This is a genomic window from Nonomuraea sp. NPDC049141, from assembly GCF_040648415.1.
In the GTDB taxonomy this organism is placed as follows: domain Bacteria; phylum Actinomycetota; class Actinomycetes; order Streptosporangiales; family Streptosporangiaceae; genus Nonomuraea.
Genome location: NZ_JBEZDR010000030.1, coordinates 79,092 through 93,451, shown reverse-complemented (window position 1 = coordinate 93,451; position 14,360 = coordinate 79,092). Strand labels below are relative to the sequence as shown.

Genomic DNA, 14,360 nt, shown 5'->3' with positions numbered 1-14,360 from the left:
GATCAACGGGGGCGCCCTCGTTCGTTTATGCGACCGACGAAAAGTTCTAGTACTAGAACGCGTTGCAGTTTCTTCGCCGCCGGTCGTATTGTCGGGCCCATGCGGACACGTGTGACGGACATGTTCGGAATCGAGCTCCCGATCTTCGCCTTCAGCCACTGCCGGGACGTGGTCGCCGCGGTCAGCAAGGCCGGCGGCATGGGCGTACTGGGAGCCCTCTACTTCACCCCCGAAGAGCTCGAAATGGAGCTCAAATGGATCGACGACCACGTAGACGGCCACCCGTACGGCGTCGACGTGGTCATGCCCGCCTCCTACGAGGGCGCCGACTTCGCGCCCGAGGAGCTGGTGGGCCGCCTGCAGACGATGATTCCCGAAGGTCACCGGAAGTTCGTCGAGGAGCTCCTGGCCGGACACGGCGTTCCCGCCCTGTCGTCGGACGCCGACGCGGGCAAGGTCCTGCTCGGCTGGACGGACGCCACCGCCCGTCCGCAGGTGGAGGTGGCGCTGCGGCACCCGATCGCCCTGCTGGCCAACGCGCTGGGCCCGCCGCCGGCGGACGTGGTGGAGCTGGCCCACTCGCACGGCGTCAAGGTCGCCGCCCTCGCCTCCACCCCGCGCCACGCGCTCAAGCAGGTCGAGGTCGGCGTGGACGTCGTGGTGGCGCAGGGCACGGAGGCCGGCGGGCACACCGGCGAGATCTCCACCATGGTGCTGATCCCTCAGGTGGTGGACGCGGTGGACGTACCCGTCCTGGCGGCGGGCGGCATCGGCAACGGCCGCCAGATGGCCGCCGGCATGGCCCTGGGCGCCGAGGGCGTCTGGACCGGCTCGCTGTGGCTCACGGTCGAGGAGGCCGACACGCCCGAGATGGCCAAGCAGCGCATCCTGGCGGCCACCTCGCGCGACACCGTCCGCTCCCGCAGCTGGACGGGCAAACCGGCCAGGCTGCTCAAGAACGAGTGGACGGACGCCTGGGAGTCGCAGGAGTCACCGGGGACACTGCCGATGCCGCTGCAGTTCATGCTGGTGTCGGACGCGCTGCGCCGCATCGGCCGCTCGGACGCCGCCGAACTGGCCACCTTCCCCGCCGGCCAGATCATCGGCATCATGAACCAGGTGCGGTCCACACGCGACGTCATGTACGCGCTGATGGAGGAGTACGCGGAGGCCATGGAACGGCTCGGCCGCATCACCGGGGACTGATGATTGTCCGCGAGGTAGCGGGCGAGATCCCGCTACCTCGCACGCCCTCGCGCTCAGTGGCCCTTGTAGACGGCGGGCCGCTTCTCCTTGAAGGCGCGGGCGCCCTCGCGGGCGTCCTGGGAGCCGATCACCGGCCAGCCGATCTCGTCCGACACCTTGAGCGCCTCCGGCTCCGACAGGTCGAGCGTCTCCCGGTACGTACGCAGGATCGCCTGCACGGCGAGCGGGCCCGAGGCGGCGATGTCGTCCGCGATCTCCCGCGCCACCGTCAGCGCCTGCCCATCCGGTACGACCCGATTGACCAGCCCCATGGACAGGGCCTCCGCCGCGGTGATGGCGCGGCCGGTGAGCAGCAGGTCCATGGCGTGGCAGTAGGCGATCTGCCGGGGCAGGCGGATCGCGCTGCCGCCCATGGGGAACAGCGCCCGCTTGGCCTCGAACAGGCCGAGCGTCGACGACTCCGCCACCACCCGCAGATCGGTGCCGACCAGCAGCTCGGTGCCGCCCGCCACCGCGTAGCCCTCGACCGCCGACACGATCGGCTTGGTCGGCAGGTCCTCGCGGAGCAGGCCCTTCCAGTGGAAGTTGGGGATCTGGGCGGCGCGGGCCTGCACCTCGGTGTCCGTCGAAGGCTGTCCCATGGCCTTGAGGTCGGCGCCGGCGCAGAAGGTGCCCGCCGCGCCCGTGAGGATGGCGGCCCTGACCTCCGCCTCGGCCGACACATATGCCCAGGCCGAGGCCAGGCCGATCAGCATGTCGGAGGAGAGCGCGTTACGGGCCTCCGGCCGGTTCATGGTGACGATCACGACATGGCCGTCGCGTTCCACCTGGCAGTGGGGGGTGCTGATCGGCAGGAGCTCCACGGACGCCTCCAGGTAACGAATCAAGCGCTTGTTAGGCAGCGATCCTACCGCGTGGAGAGCGGGCGGACGAAGATGGCGGCAGGACCACGATCAAGCGCTTGCTACAGCCTGGACGCCGGGATACGCTGCCCAGGCAAAACGAGAACAAGTTCTTGTTTATCGGGGCCTCGGACCACCTGAAGAGGAGTTTCGATGGGCACGCTCGGTTTCTGGCGGCTGGCGCAGGCGGATCCGGACTGGATCGCGTCCGTCGATCCCGACGGTACGGAACACCGTGCGGGCGACCTGCTGGCCCGGTCGAACCGGCTGGTGCACGGCCTGCGCGAGCTCGGGCTGAAGCCGGGAGACGGCATCTGCGGCCTCGTGCCGAACGGTGTGGACGGGCTCGTCCTCTACCTGGCCGCGTTACAGGCCGGCTGGTACTACACACCGATCAACTGGCACCTGACCGGACCCGAGATCGCCTACATCGTGGCCGACAGCGAGGCCCAGGCGTTCTTCGTGGACGCCAGGTACGCGGTCGAGGGAGTCAGGGGCGCCGAGGCCATCGCGGCCGAGCGGCGCTTCGCCGTACAGGATGCTGATATTCCGGGGTTCAGGCGGATCAGTGAGCTGACCGACGGGCAGCCGGACACCGCGCCGCCCGACCGTACGGCCGGGCTGACCATGCACTACACCTCGGGCACGACCGGCAAGCCCAAGGGCGTCCGGCGGCCACTGAACGGACTCGACCCGGACGACGCAGCCGAGATGCTGTCGTTCCTGCCGGGTCTGTTCGGCATCACCCGGGGCCGGCCGAACTCGCACCTGATCACCTCGCCGAACTACCACACCGCCGTCACGCAGTTCGGCGGCACGGCCCTGCACATGGGCCACACGCTCGTCTACATGGACAAGTGGGACGCCGAGGAGATGCTCCGCCTCTGCGAGAAGTACCAGGTCACGAACTCGCACATGGTGCCCACGCACTTCAAGCGGCTCCTGGCACTGCCCGAGGAGACCCGCCACAAGTACGACCTGTCCTCGCTCAAGTGGATGATCCACGCGGCCGCCCCTTGTCCGGTGCCGGTGAAGTGGGCGATGTTCGAGTGGTGGGGCGACTGCGTCTACGAGTACTACGCGGCCACCGAGGGCGGCGGCACCCTGGCCACGCCGGAGGGCTGGAAGGCGCACCCGGGCACGGTCGGCTCGGCCTGGCCGATCAGCGAGCTGCTCATCGTGGACGACGCGGGCGAACCCGTGCCGACCCGGACCCCCGGGACGATCTACATGAAGATGCTCGGCACCGGGTTCGTGTACAAGGGCGACCCCGACAAGACCGCCGCGAACCGGCTCAAGGAGTACTTCACTGTCGGCGACATCGGTTACCTGGACGAGGACGGCTTCCTCTACCTGTGCGACCGCAAGGCCGACATGATCATCTCGGGCGGGGCGAACATCTACCCCGCCGAGATCGAGAACGAGATCATGATCCACCCCAAGGTCGCGGACGTGGCGGTGTTCGGCATCCCGGACGACGACTGGGGCGAGCAGATCAAGGCCATCGTCGAGCCCGCGCCGGGTTCGGCGCCGGGCCCCGAGCTCGCGGCCGAGATCCTCGCCTCGCTGGAAGGCCGCCTGGCCCGGATGAAGTGGCCCAGGTCGATCGACTTCATCGAAGAGATGCCCCGCGAGCCCAACGGCAAGTTGCTCAAACGCAAACTCCGCGCACCTTTCTGGGAGGGACACGACCGTGCCATCTGAACCGCTGGTGGCGGAGCACGTACTGGAGTTCCCCGGCGGATACATGCGCACGACCGGGCCGGTGATCGGGCGGTTCCTGACCGAGCTGCGCGGCGGCCGGATCGTCGGCGTGCGGACCGCCGAGGGCAAGGTACTGGTGCCGCCGCTGGAGTACGACCCCGCGAGCGGCGAGGCGGTCACGGACGAGTTCGTCGAGGTCGGGCCCGCCGGGACGGTGACCGCGTGGGCGTGGGTGGCCGAGCCGCGCGACAGCCACCCGCTCGACCGGCCGTTCGCCTGGGCGATGATCAAGCTCGACGGCGCCGACACCGCGCTGGTGCACGCGGTCGACGCGGGCAACGCCAAGGCGCTGGAGATCGGCGCCCGCGTGTGGCCTGTCTGGCGGAACGAGCGCACCGGTCACATCAGCGACATCTCCTACTTCGCGCCGGAAGTCACGAAGATCGTGTCCAACGTGCGGGCCGACTACCGGCTGCAGGTGGGCGGCGGGCTCCTGACCTTCCTGGAAGGCGTCGAGCGCGGTGTGTTCCTCGGCGGCCGGTGCCCTACCTGCGACAAGGTGTACGTCCCGTACCGCGTCTTCTGTCCCCAATGCGGCGGCCCGATCGGCGACCAGCTCGAAGTGCCCGACACCGGCACGATCACCACGTACGCCATCAACAACCTGCCCGACCCGCGTGCCCCCGAAGTGCCCTTCGTGTCGGCGTACATCCTGCTCGACGGGGCGGACATCCCTATGATCGCGCTCGTCGGCGGCGTCCCGGCGCACGAGGTGCGGCAGGGCATGCGGGTCAAGGCCGAATGGGTGCCCGAGGACGAGCGGACGAAGTCGATGGCCAACGTCCGATGGTTCGCCCCCACCGGCGAGCCGGATGTGGAGCTCTGATGCGTGAAGTAGCCGTTGTCGCGTTCGCCCAGACCCGCCACACCGACCATGACGGCGGCCTGAGCGAACCCGAGCTCATCCTGCCCGTCATCAACGAGGTCAAGGAGCTGACCGGGCTGAAGAGGTTCGGCTTCACCTGCTCGGGTAGCTGCGACTACCTCGCGGGCGCGCCGTTCTCGTTCGTCTCCGCGCTCGACGCGCTCGGCGCCTGGCCGCCGATCTCCGAAAGCCACGTGGAGATGGACGCCGCCTGGGCACTGTACGAGGCGTGGGTACGCCTCCAGCACGGCGACGTCGACTCCGCCCTGGTGTACGGCTTCGGCAAGTCGTCACTCGGTGACCTGCGCAAGATCATGACGCTTCAGCTGGATCCCTACTACCTGGCGCCGCTCGGTCTCGACCAGCTCTCCTTCGCCGCCCTGCAGGCCAGCGCCGCCGGCGCCGACCGGAAAGAGCTCGACGAGATCGTCCGGCGCAGCCGGGCCGACGGCCGGGCCAACCCGTACGCGTTCGACCTGCCCGAGGACGTCACCGACGAGTACGCGGTCGAGCCGATCAGGAAATCGGACGTCGCCCCCATCACGGACGGCGCGGCGGCGATCGTCCTGGCGGCCGGGGACCTGGCCAGGGAGCTGTGCGCCAGACCCGCGTACATCAGGGGCATCTCGCATCGGATAGAGCCGCATTACCTGGGTATGCGGGATCTGGCCCGGTCGGCCTCCGCGGCCGATGCCGCTCGTGCCGCGGGGGTCGGCAAGGGTCCTGTCGAGGTGGCCGAGCTGCACACCCAGTTCGCCCACGAGGAGCCGATCCTGCGCCAGGCGCTGGAGCTCCCCGAGGGCACGGTGATCAACCCGTCCGGCGGCCCGCTCGCCGCCAACCCGGTCATGGCCACCGGCCTCATCCGCATCGGCGAGGCGGCCCGGCGCATCCACGACGGCACGGCCGCCCGCACGGTCGGTCACGCCGCCGGCGGCCCCTGCCTGCAGCACAACCTTGTGACCGTCCTGGAGGCATGAGAAATGGGCAACAGGTGTGCCGTGATAGGCGTCGGCCAGACGTACTACACGACCAAGCGCAGGGACGTGTCGATCGCCGGACTGGTCCGCGAGGCGGCCGTCAGGGCGCTGGACGACGCCGGGCTGACGTTCAAGGACATCGACGCGGTCGTCATCGGCAAGGCGCCCGACCTGTTCGAGGGCGTGATGATGCCCGAGGCGTACCTGGCCGACGCGCTCGGCGCGGCCGGGAAGCCGATGATGCGCGTGCACACCGCGGGCAGCGTCGGCGGCTCCACGGCCCTGGTCGGCGCGAGCCTCGTCCAGGGCGGCGTGCACGACCGGGTGCTGGTCGTGGCGTTCGAGAAGCAGTCGGAGTCCAACGCCACCTGGGCGCTCTCCACCCACCTGCCGTTCAGCGCGTCGCTGGTGGTCGGGGCCGGCGGCTACTTCGCGCCGCACATCCGGGAGTACATCCGCCGAACCGGCGCGCCCGAGCACATCGGCACGCTGGTGGCGGTCAAGGACCGGCTGAACGCCCTCAAGAACCCCTACGCCCACCTGAAGATCCCCGGCATCGACCGGCGGATGGTCGAGTCGACGCCGATGCTGTGGGAGCCGATCCGCTACCTGGACACCTGCCCGTCCAGCGACGGCGCCTGCGCCATGGTCCTGTCGTCGGAGTCGGCCGTCACCGGCACCCCCGCCTGGCTGCACGGTACCGCCATGAGGTCCGAGCCGATCTTCCGCGCCGGGCGCGACACGGTCAGCCCGGAGGCGGGCAAGGACTGCGCCGCCGACGTCTACCGGCAGGCGGGCATCACCGACCCGCGCCGCCAGATCGACGTGGCCGAGGTGTACGTGCCGTTCTCCTGGTACGAGCCGATGTGGCTGGAGAACCTGGGCTTCGCGGCAGAAGGCGAGGGCTGGAAGCTCACCGAATCGGGAGCCACCGCCCTCGACGGCGACATCCCGTGGAACGCCTCCGGCGGAGTGCTGTCCAGCAACCCCATCGGGGCGTCGGGACTGATCAGGTTCGCCGAGGCCGCGCTCCAGGTGCGCGGCATGGCGGGGGAGCACCAGGTGGACGGCGCCCGGCTGGCGCTCGGCCACGCGTACGGCGGGGGAGCCCAGTTCTTCGCGATGTGGATCGTCGGACGGGAGAAGCCCTGATGGAGTTCAACCACGCTGACCTGTTCGAGGGGATCGCGGACGCGATCGGCGACCGGGTGGCCGTCGTCTGCGACAACGAGCGCCGCACCTACGCCGAACTGGACGCCGAGGCCAACCGGATCGCCCACTACCTTCTGGAGCTCGGCATCCAGCCCGGCCAGCACGTCGGGCTGCACCTGTACAACAGCATCGAGTACATCGCCGGGCTGCTCGCCGCGCTGAAGATCCGCGCAGTGCCGATCAACGTCAACTACCGCTACGTCGAGTCCGAACTGCTCTACCTCTACCGGGACTCCGACATCCGGGCGCTGATCTACGATGTGGAGTTCGACGCGCGGGTGTCGGCGGTCATGGGCGGGGCGCCGCTGCTGAAGCACCTGATCTCGGTCGGCGGCCAGTCGTCCGTCGCGACCGCTGTGCCGTACACCGATGCTCTGAAACGCGGCGCGCCCTCGCGCGGCTTCGAGCCGCGCTCCGGGCAGGACGTCTACATCATCTACACCGGCGGTACGACCGGCATGCCCAAGGGCGCGATGTGGCACGTCGAGGACCTGTTCATGGCCTTCGGCGGCGGCAACCCGTACGGCGATCCGCTCCCGACGCCGCAGGCGGTGGTCGACCAGGCGGCCCAGAAGGAGCCCATGGTGATGATGGCGGCCGCGCCGCTGATGCACGGGGCCGCGCAGATGGGCACGTTCATCAGCTGGTGGATGGGCTCGACCGTGGTCTACGTGCGCCGGTTCGAGGCCGACACGGTGTGGCGGGCGGTCGGGCGCGAACGCGTGGCCACGATCAGCATCACCGGCGACGCCATGGCCAGGCCCATGGCGGAGGCGATGGAGCGAGGCGACTACGACGTGTCCTCGCTCATCGTGATCAGCTCGACCGGGGCCATCCTCACCGGAGCTGTGCGCGACCGGCTCCAGCGGGCCCTGCCCAACATCATGATCCTGGACAACTTCGGCTCCACGGAGTCCGGCTTCACCGCCTCGGGCGTGGCGGGCTCCTCGCCCGAGAGTGGGCTGCGCTACCAGCCGAACGCCACAGCCGGGCTCGCCGTGCTCGACGAGAAGCTGCGGCCCGTCGAGCCGGGCTCAGGCGAGCTGGGGACGGTGGCCAAGTCGGGGCGGGTCGCCTTCGGCTACTACAACGACCCGGAGAAGACCGCCCGTACGGTCGTCACCGACGCCGAGGGCACCCGGTGGCTGCTGACCGGCGACCTGGCCAGCGTTGACGCCGACGGCACCGTGAACGTGTTCGGGCGCGGGTCGCAGTGCATCAACACCGGTGGCGAGAAGGTGTTCCCCGAAGAGGTGGAGGCGGTGCTCAAGGGGCATGAGGCGGTCTTCGACGCGGTGGTGACCGGGGTACCGGACGAGCGGTGGGGCAACCGGGTGGCGGCCGTGATCGAGGCGCGCGAGGGGGCCGGGGTGACGGCGGACGAACTGGACGCGCACTGCCGACAGCACTTATCGGGGTACAAGGTGCCTCGTACGTATGTGTTCGTGGACGAGATGGTCCGCTCGCCGGCGGGCAAGGCCGACTACCGGTGGGCCCGCACACAGGCGGAATCCGCCGGCGCGTAACCCGCTCGTGTAGGGGGCGTGGATCGCTGGGTCAGCGGCTCGTGTAGTGGCGTAGGTCGGCTTCGACCTGGGCCGCTTCGTCGGCTTGGCCCGTCTGCTTCAGCAGCTCCAGCCTGCCGCGCAGGACGTCGCCCAGCATGGCGCCCAGATCCCCGTCGCCGGTGCTGTCACGGGTCAGCAGCAGCCCGCGTAACAACCGATCGGCCGTGCGCAGCGCGTCCCCTGCCGCCTCGTGATGGCCCAGCCCCGTCCGGCAGAAGCCGAGCTGGGCGTGGGCCACGGCGCTGAGCAGCTCGTCCTCGATCACCTGGGTGCCCCGATGCAGCACGACGCTGGCCTCCAGCGCCCGCCCCGCCGCGATCAGCGCGTCCCCGAGCATGAGCATCCCCCTGGCCAGCTGACCCTTCAGAACCGGGTCGCCGGCCGCGAAACGCTCCAGCGCCGCCACCGCCTCACCCAGCGGCCGCACCGACTCGGCGTGCCTGTTCTGCAGGGCGAGGGCGGCGCCCAGCGACAGCCCCGCCAGGGCCCGCCCGGTATGCACACCGGCCGCGTCGCTCCCCTTCGCCAGCAGCCCGTCGTAGACGGCGACGGCCTCCCTGGCCCTGGCCTCCGCCTCGGGCCGGCCGTCCGCCAGCAGGCCGTCCACCAGCACCGTCTCCGCCTCGGCCGCCAGGAGTAGCCGGGCCGGGGTGGGCGGGAGCTCCTGGAAGGTGTTCACGGCCTGGGTCAGGTGGGCCGTGGCCTCCTGTTTCCTGCCGTACCCGTGCGACACCATGCCCCGCACCTGAGCGGCCCTCGCCTGGACCGGCAGCATCCGCGCCCCGGAGGGACCTGGCAGGGCTCGGTCCTGCTCGGCCTGTGACCAGGCGATGGCCTCCAGCGCGTCGCGTGGCCGATCGAGCGCGGCCAGTGTCGCGCCCAGCACCGCGTACGTCATGGCCGCGACGACCGGCTCGTCCAGCTCGTCACAGAGATCGGCGGCCCGCTCGACCTGAGCCAGAGCTTCAACGGTCCGATGCCGCCCGAGCAACGCACTGGCGTGGAGACACAGGGACCGCACCAGCATGCCGCGTTCTTCGTCCTCAACGGCGTCGCCCAGCAGGTCGATGGCCTGCTCGACGGACGCCGTCCCGGGCCGCCCCAACTCGTACTCCAGATCGCCCAGCATCCCCAGCGCGAGCCCGAGCCGACCCCGATACCGATCGGGATGGACCGCGGCCAACCCCCGGAACACCCGAACGCCCAACTCCGCCACGGCCACTTCGCTGTCACCCACCGCCACGGCTCCACGGACGAACACGCCGAGGCACTCACCCAGGGATTCGTGTAGTTCAGCCCACTCCAGCTCACCGGCGGTCATCTCAAGCGCCTCGACAGCGGAGACCAGATACGGCACAGCCTCCTCGAACCGCCCGAAAGGGGTGGCGGCGAAGATTTCGGCCGCCTCCGCCGAAGCCGCCTGGGCCTCGCTCACTCTGCCCGCTGCGACCAGCCACGCCGCCACCTCGGCCAGGGCACCGGCCAGGGCGATCCGGTCGCCGTCGGCACGCAGGTGCTCGACCCGGAGTTCGGCCAGCGTCGCCTCCAAAGCGCACCCTCCCACGGGCTGCTCCAGGCGGCGGGCCCCCGGATTCCCCTCCTGTCGTAACCTCAGCGCGGCCGCCGCAGCCCCTGTCTCCGGGTCTCCGCGCAGCAACCGGAGCACGGCATCAAGCCGGTCACCGAGCCGCGGGGACGGGTCGTCCGCAGTCTCCGCCAGCAGCTCGCCGAGCCGACCGGTGACCAGCGACCGCAGCGCCGACCGTACGGCGGGCCGCCCGCTCGACAGCCGTAAGACGTCCAGCATCCTCACCAGGTGCCCGACGGTCCTGGCGGGATGGTCGTACACGGCCAGCACCAGTGCGGCGAGGCCCTCGGTCTCGGCCAGGAGCTGCTCGGCCACGACCTCCGGCCCCAGAGGTGCCAGCCTCGTGCCCTCAGCACTGTGAGGCGCCGACGTAGTGCCTCCAAGAAGAGATTCCCCTGAGGAGGTGCCTGGGAAAAGCCTGGTCAGCCAGTCGCCCAGGGCCAGTCCGCGGTCATGTGCCTGGGGCACCGCCGACAGCAGTTCGTGCAGCTCTTCGCGGGTGGGCGTGGTGAGCGTGACCAGGGCTACCGCCTGCCGGGCCGTCGCGGCGTCCACCGGCTCGTGCCCGTCCGGCCATACCGTCATCCACTGTTCCAGCTCGTACATCAGGAACCGGCTGACCAACTCCCCGTCCGCCGCGACGTCGTCCCCACGCAGCTGCATCAAGGCGGCAAGCTGTAAGCGCAGCGGATCGTCATACCCCGGATCGCCGACCTCGGGCAGCACCGCCCGGGGCGGTGCGAACGCCCGTATTGCCGCCGCCGCGTGCGCGGCACGCTCGGCGGCCGTCAGCGGACGGCGGCCAAGCTGAACGGTGATGGTGTTCAGCCCCTCTGACAAGGCCATGGCCAGGCGTCGCCACCACTCGCCGTCGGTGGATTCGCGGGTGAGCAGCAGGATCCTGACCCGGGGACGGTGCTGCCGGCCGGCCAGGTGCCGGACGAGCTCGCCGATGGCCGTCGCCGACGGTTCCGGGTGGTCGAGGGCGAGGAGGGTGGGGCGGAGTATGCCGAGGCCGGTGGCGCGGTGCGGGTCAGGGAGGAAACCGGCGTCCCATCCGGCCTCGGCGAGCTCGGTGCAGAGTTCGCCGGCCAGCCGGGTCTTGCCCGTGCCGCCCGCGCCCGTCAGCACCGCGATCGACAGGGGGCTCGGGTCGTGGGCCCAGGTTCGCAGGGCCGCCCGTTCCTCGTCGCGGCCCAGGAAGGGGACGACCGCGTGGTCCGGCGTCAGCAGCGGCCAGTCGGGGCAGTCGGGCGGCAGCGGTTCGCGGGCGGGCAGCAGCAGGCTCGACAGGGGGAGCAGGCCGTCGTGACCTGCGTGGACCTCGACGACGTGCTCGGCCCCGAGGCAGTGCGGTGGCCTGTCCATGGGGTCCGCCTAGTCGCTACGTCCCGATGTGTCGTCCTCGACGAGGGTGCCACCACTATCCCATCAGGGATCGTTCCCGGGCAGGAGATTGCCCGGCTTGCTAAGCCTTCTCGCCCGTGAGCAAGGCCGCCAGGCCGAGGTAGACGAGGCCGCTGCCGATGTCGAGGCGGCGCCGCGCCCGCGTGGAGCGGCGGACCCGGCCGGCCAGGGCGGAGGAGAGCAGGGCGTACGTGCCGTCGGTGGTCATGCCGAGTGCCATCCACAGCAGCCCGAGCACCAGGATCTGCGGCGCGATCGGACCCACCGCCGGGTCCGTGAACTGCGGTAGGAACGCCAGGAAGAAGATGGCCGTCTTGGGGTTGAGCACGTTGACCACGAACCCCTCCCAGAACATCCGCCGCCTGGAGTGCACCTCCACCTCGGCCACCTCCTCGGCGGGAGCCCGGCTCATCAGCTTGCGCACCCCGAGCCAGACCAGGTAGGCGACGCCTCCGTACTTGATCACGGTGAACGCCGTGGCCGAGGCGGCCACCAGCGCGCTGATGCCCAGCGCCGCGGCGACCACGTGCACCACCGAGCCCGCGTGGACGCCGAGCACCGAGACCAGGCCGGCCGACCTGCCTTGCGCGACGCTCCTGGTGACGATGAACAGGACCGCGGGACCCGGCACCAGGAGGAGGGCGAGAGTGGCCGCGCAGAAGAGAGCTAGCGTCGCGAAATCCGGCATGTCGCTCATAGTAGGCGTACGACCCTCAGCGCGGTCAAAGGGGTTTCCGCGCGACGGCTCAGACGCTCTCCAGCAGGGCGGACAGCAGCGCCTCGGTCGCCGGCGGGTGGGGCGGGTCGCCGTAGATCGCCGCGTACACATGCCTGGTGGACCCCGGGATCGCGGCCACCTCCACGTCCGGGTGCCGGTGCGCGGAGAGCGCCAGCCCGGGCAGCACGGTCAGCCCCATGCCCGCCGCCACCAGCGCCTGCACGGCCACGATGTCGTCGCTGGTGAAGGAGATGCGCGGCTCGAACCCGGCCTTGGCGCAGAGATCGAGCAGATGACTGCGACACCGGTCACACCCGGCGATCCAGGAATCACCGGCATGTGATCCCAGCTCCCCGGAGACGGTAGAAGACACCAGATAGCTGGGGTCGTCGAGCAGGTGGATCATCTGGATCCCCGGGTCCTCGGGCGCCGTGTCGTCGTAACGGAAGATCACCGCCACCTCCACCCGTCCCGCCCGCAGCAGCCGGAGCGCCTCCGGCGGCTCGGTCTCCGTGAGCTGCAGCCGCAGTCCGGGGTGCGAAGCCTCCAGCCGGATGGCCGCCTTGGGGATGAACGTGCCCAGCGCGGACGGGAACGCCGCCAGCCGGGCCCGCCCCGAACGGAGCCCCACGTGCGCGGCGAGCTCGTCGGAGGTGGCGTCGAGGCGCCCGATGATGTCGGCCGCCCGCGAGGCGAGCAGCTTGCCGGCCTCCGTCAGCCGGATGCCGCGCCCCACGCGCTGCACGAGCTTGGCCCCGGTCTCGGCTTCGAGGCGCGCCAGGTGGTGGCTGACCGACGGCTGCGAGTAGTGCAGCTCCTTGGCGGCGGCGGTGAGCGAGCCCCTGCGCGCGACGGCGACCAGCACGCGGAGCCGTACGACATCGAGCATTCATCAAGCATATCTATTGATGAGCCAGAAGACTTCTGTTGGACCTATGGATCGGAACGTAGCACCGTAGGAAGGGAGAGCGACTTTCAAGGAGACGCCATGGAAACGGTCCTGATCCGGCCGGGGCTCGACGACCTCGTGTCGGACATCAGCGACATCACCGCCCGGGGCCTCGCCCCGCGGGAGACCGCGTTCGCGGTGGCGGATCTGCTCCGGCCCCGGCTGTCCGGGCTCGACCTGCTGACGCCGGCGGAACGAGCGGGATCGCCCGACACGTACGTGTCCCAGGCGCTGTACGCGAGCGATGACTTCTCCGTCGTGGCGGTCGTGTGGCGGCCCGGCCAGTTCACGGTGATTCACGATCACGTGTCGTGGTGCGCGTTCGGCGTGATCAGCGGGATCGAGCACGAGACGCTCTACCGGGACATGGGGGATCACCTGCTGGAGATCGGGCAGGCCGCCAACCTGCCGGGCGAGGCGAGCGGGTTCGCGCCACCCGGTGACATCCACAAGGTGATCAACGTGAGTGACGAGGTCGGGGTGTCCGTGCACGTGTACGGTGCCGACGTGCGCCGGCTCGGCAGCAGTGTGCGCCGGGTCTACGACCTGCCCGTCAGGTAGTCCTCCAGGCGATCCGCCAGCTCCTTCGGGCGGGCCAGCATGGGGGCGTGGCTGCCGTCCATCTCGTCGGGCGTGATGCCGAGCCGTACCCGGACCACCTCGCGCATGAAGCCGGCCTCGTGCCAGCGGTCGTCGCGGCACAGCAGGAACCTCGTCGGCACGTCCGGCCACTCGTCCAGCGGCCACGGCTCGCGCATGGCCTTGTCGGTGTGCTCCCTGCTCCGGGTCATCGCCTCGGCGGCGAGCTCGGCGGGCACGTCGTGCATGAACTGCCCGATCGGGTCGTCGATGTCGCGCTTGCCGAAGCCGGTGTTCGCCCACCAGTCGGCCGGGCGCTCGCCGGGAGCCGGGATCATGGCGGTCAGCATCACCAGCAGGTCGACCTTGACGCGGTCGCAGACGAGCGGGCCGATGAAACCGCCCCAGGAATGGGCCACCACGACCAGGTCGCGGCGGTCGCCGATGGCCTCGACCACGGTCGCGGCGTAGTCGCGCAGTCCCGCGGACTCGTCCTCCACGGGCAGGTCGACGGCCACCACGTCATGGCCTCTGCCGCGCAGCTCGGCGTCGAGCAGGTGCCAGTCCCAGGCGCTGCCACCACCACCGTGGATCAGTACAAAGGTCGTCATGTCTGTATGGA

At 70.4% G+C, this 14,360-nt stretch carries 12 protein-coding genes; 7 read left to right on the top strand and 5 right to left on the bottom strand.

Translation table 11 applies throughout. The features are described from left to right. Nucleotides 1–99: 99 nt before the first annotated feature. Nucleotides 100–1,206, top strand: coding sequence for a nitronate monooxygenase family protein (locus tag AB0B91_RS55965; RefSeq protein WP_358043368.1), 1,107 nt, complete (start codon nucleotides 100–102; stop codon nucleotides 1,204–1,206). Between the two features lie 53 nt (nucleotides 1,207–1,259). Here AB0B91_RS55965 and AB0B91_RS55960 read toward each other — a convergent pair whose 3' ends face one another. Further along, nucleotides 1,260–2,069: a crotonase/enoyl-CoA hydratase family protein gene (locus AB0B91_RS55960; RefSeq protein ID WP_358339903.1), complete on the bottom strand. Its 810-nt coding sequence runs from the start codon at nucleotides 2,067–2,069 to the stop codon at nucleotides 1,260–1,262. 192 nt (nucleotides 2,070–2,261) lie between these two features. On the opposite strand from AB0B91_RS55960, the gene AB0B91_RS55955 reads away from it, so the two are divergent. From AB0B91_RS55955 to AB0B91_RS55935, 5 genes are read left to right on the top strand one after another with little or no spacing between them, the layout of a single operon-like run. Then, the gene (locus AB0B91_RS55955; protein WP_358339902.1) at nucleotides 2,262–3,812 is read left to right on the top strand and encodes an acyl-CoA synthetase; all 1,551 of its coding nucleotides are present in this window, start codon (nucleotides 2,262–2,264) and stop codon (nucleotides 3,810–3,812) included. A 43-nt stretch (nucleotides 3,813–3,855) separates the two neighbouring features. Further along, the gene (locus tag AB0B91_RS55950) at nucleotides 3,856–4,698 is read left to right on the top strand and encodes an OB-fold domain-containing protein (RefSeq protein ID WP_358339995.1); all 843 of its coding nucleotides are present in this window, start codon (nucleotides 3,856–3,858) and stop codon (nucleotides 4,696–4,698) included. Beyond that, nucleotides 4,698–5,717, top strand: a complete 1,020-nt coding sequence (locus AB0B91_RS55945) for a thiolase domain-containing protein (RefSeq protein WP_358339901.1) — start codon at nucleotides 4,698–4,700, stop codon at nucleotides 5,715–5,717. The genes AB0B91_RS55950 and AB0B91_RS55945 overlap by 1 nt, the downstream gene beginning before the upstream one ends. A gap of 3 nt (nucleotides 5,718–5,720) precedes the next feature. Further along, nucleotides 5,721–6,869: a thiolase domain-containing protein gene (locus AB0B91_RS55940; protein ID WP_358339900.1), complete on the top strand. Its 1,149-nt coding sequence runs from the start codon at nucleotides 5,721–5,723 to the stop codon at nucleotides 6,867–6,869. Continuing rightward, nucleotides 6,869–8,455, top strand: a complete 1,587-nt coding sequence (locus AB0B91_RS55935; protein ID WP_358339899.1) for an acyl-CoA synthetase — start codon at nucleotides 6,869–6,871, stop codon at nucleotides 8,453–8,455. Before AB0B91_RS55940 ends, AB0B91_RS55935 begins: the two co-directional genes overlap by 1 nt. Nucleotides 8,456–8,486: 31 nt before the next feature. On the opposite strand, the gene AB0B91_RS55930 is transcribed toward AB0B91_RS55935, so the two are convergent. From AB0B91_RS55930 to AB0B91_RS55920, 3 genes are all read right to left on the bottom strand, one after another. Further along, the gene (locus AB0B91_RS55930) at nucleotides 8,487–11,453 is read right to left on the bottom strand and encodes a hypothetical protein (protein ID WP_358339898.1); all 2,967 of its coding nucleotides are present in this window, start codon (nucleotides 11,451–11,453) and stop codon (nucleotides 8,487–8,489) included. A gap of 100 nt (nucleotides 11,454–11,553) precedes the next feature. Next, the gene (locus AB0B91_RS55925; RefSeq protein WP_358339897.1) at nucleotides 11,554–12,180 is read right to left on the bottom strand and encodes a LysE family translocator; all 627 of its coding nucleotides are present in this window, start codon (nucleotides 12,178–12,180) and stop codon (nucleotides 11,554–11,556) included. Nucleotides 12,181–12,238: 58 nt separating this feature from the next. Then, a complete protein-coding gene (locus AB0B91_RS55920; protein ID WP_358339896.1) occupies nucleotides 12,239–13,099 on the bottom strand; it encodes a LysR family transcriptional regulator in 861 nt (286 codons plus the stop codon). Nucleotides 13,100–13,198: 99 nt separating this feature from the next. Between AB0B91_RS55920 and AB0B91_RS55915 the strand changes: the two genes are divergently transcribed. Beyond that, complete coding sequence (locus tag AB0B91_RS55915) at nucleotides 13,199–13,720, top strand: cysteine dioxygenase family protein (RefSeq protein ID WP_358339895.1); 522 nt, start codon at nucleotides 13,199–13,201, stop codon at nucleotides 13,718–13,720. On the opposite strand, the gene AB0B91_RS55910 is transcribed toward AB0B91_RS55915, so the two are convergent. Then, entirely contained in the window at nucleotides 13,699–14,349 is a 651-nt protein-coding gene (locus AB0B91_RS55910) for an alpha/beta hydrolase (protein ID WP_358339894.1), read from the bottom strand. The genes AB0B91_RS55915 and AB0B91_RS55910 overlap by 22 nt on opposite strands. Between the last annotated feature and the right edge of the window lie 11 nt (nucleotides 14,350–14,360).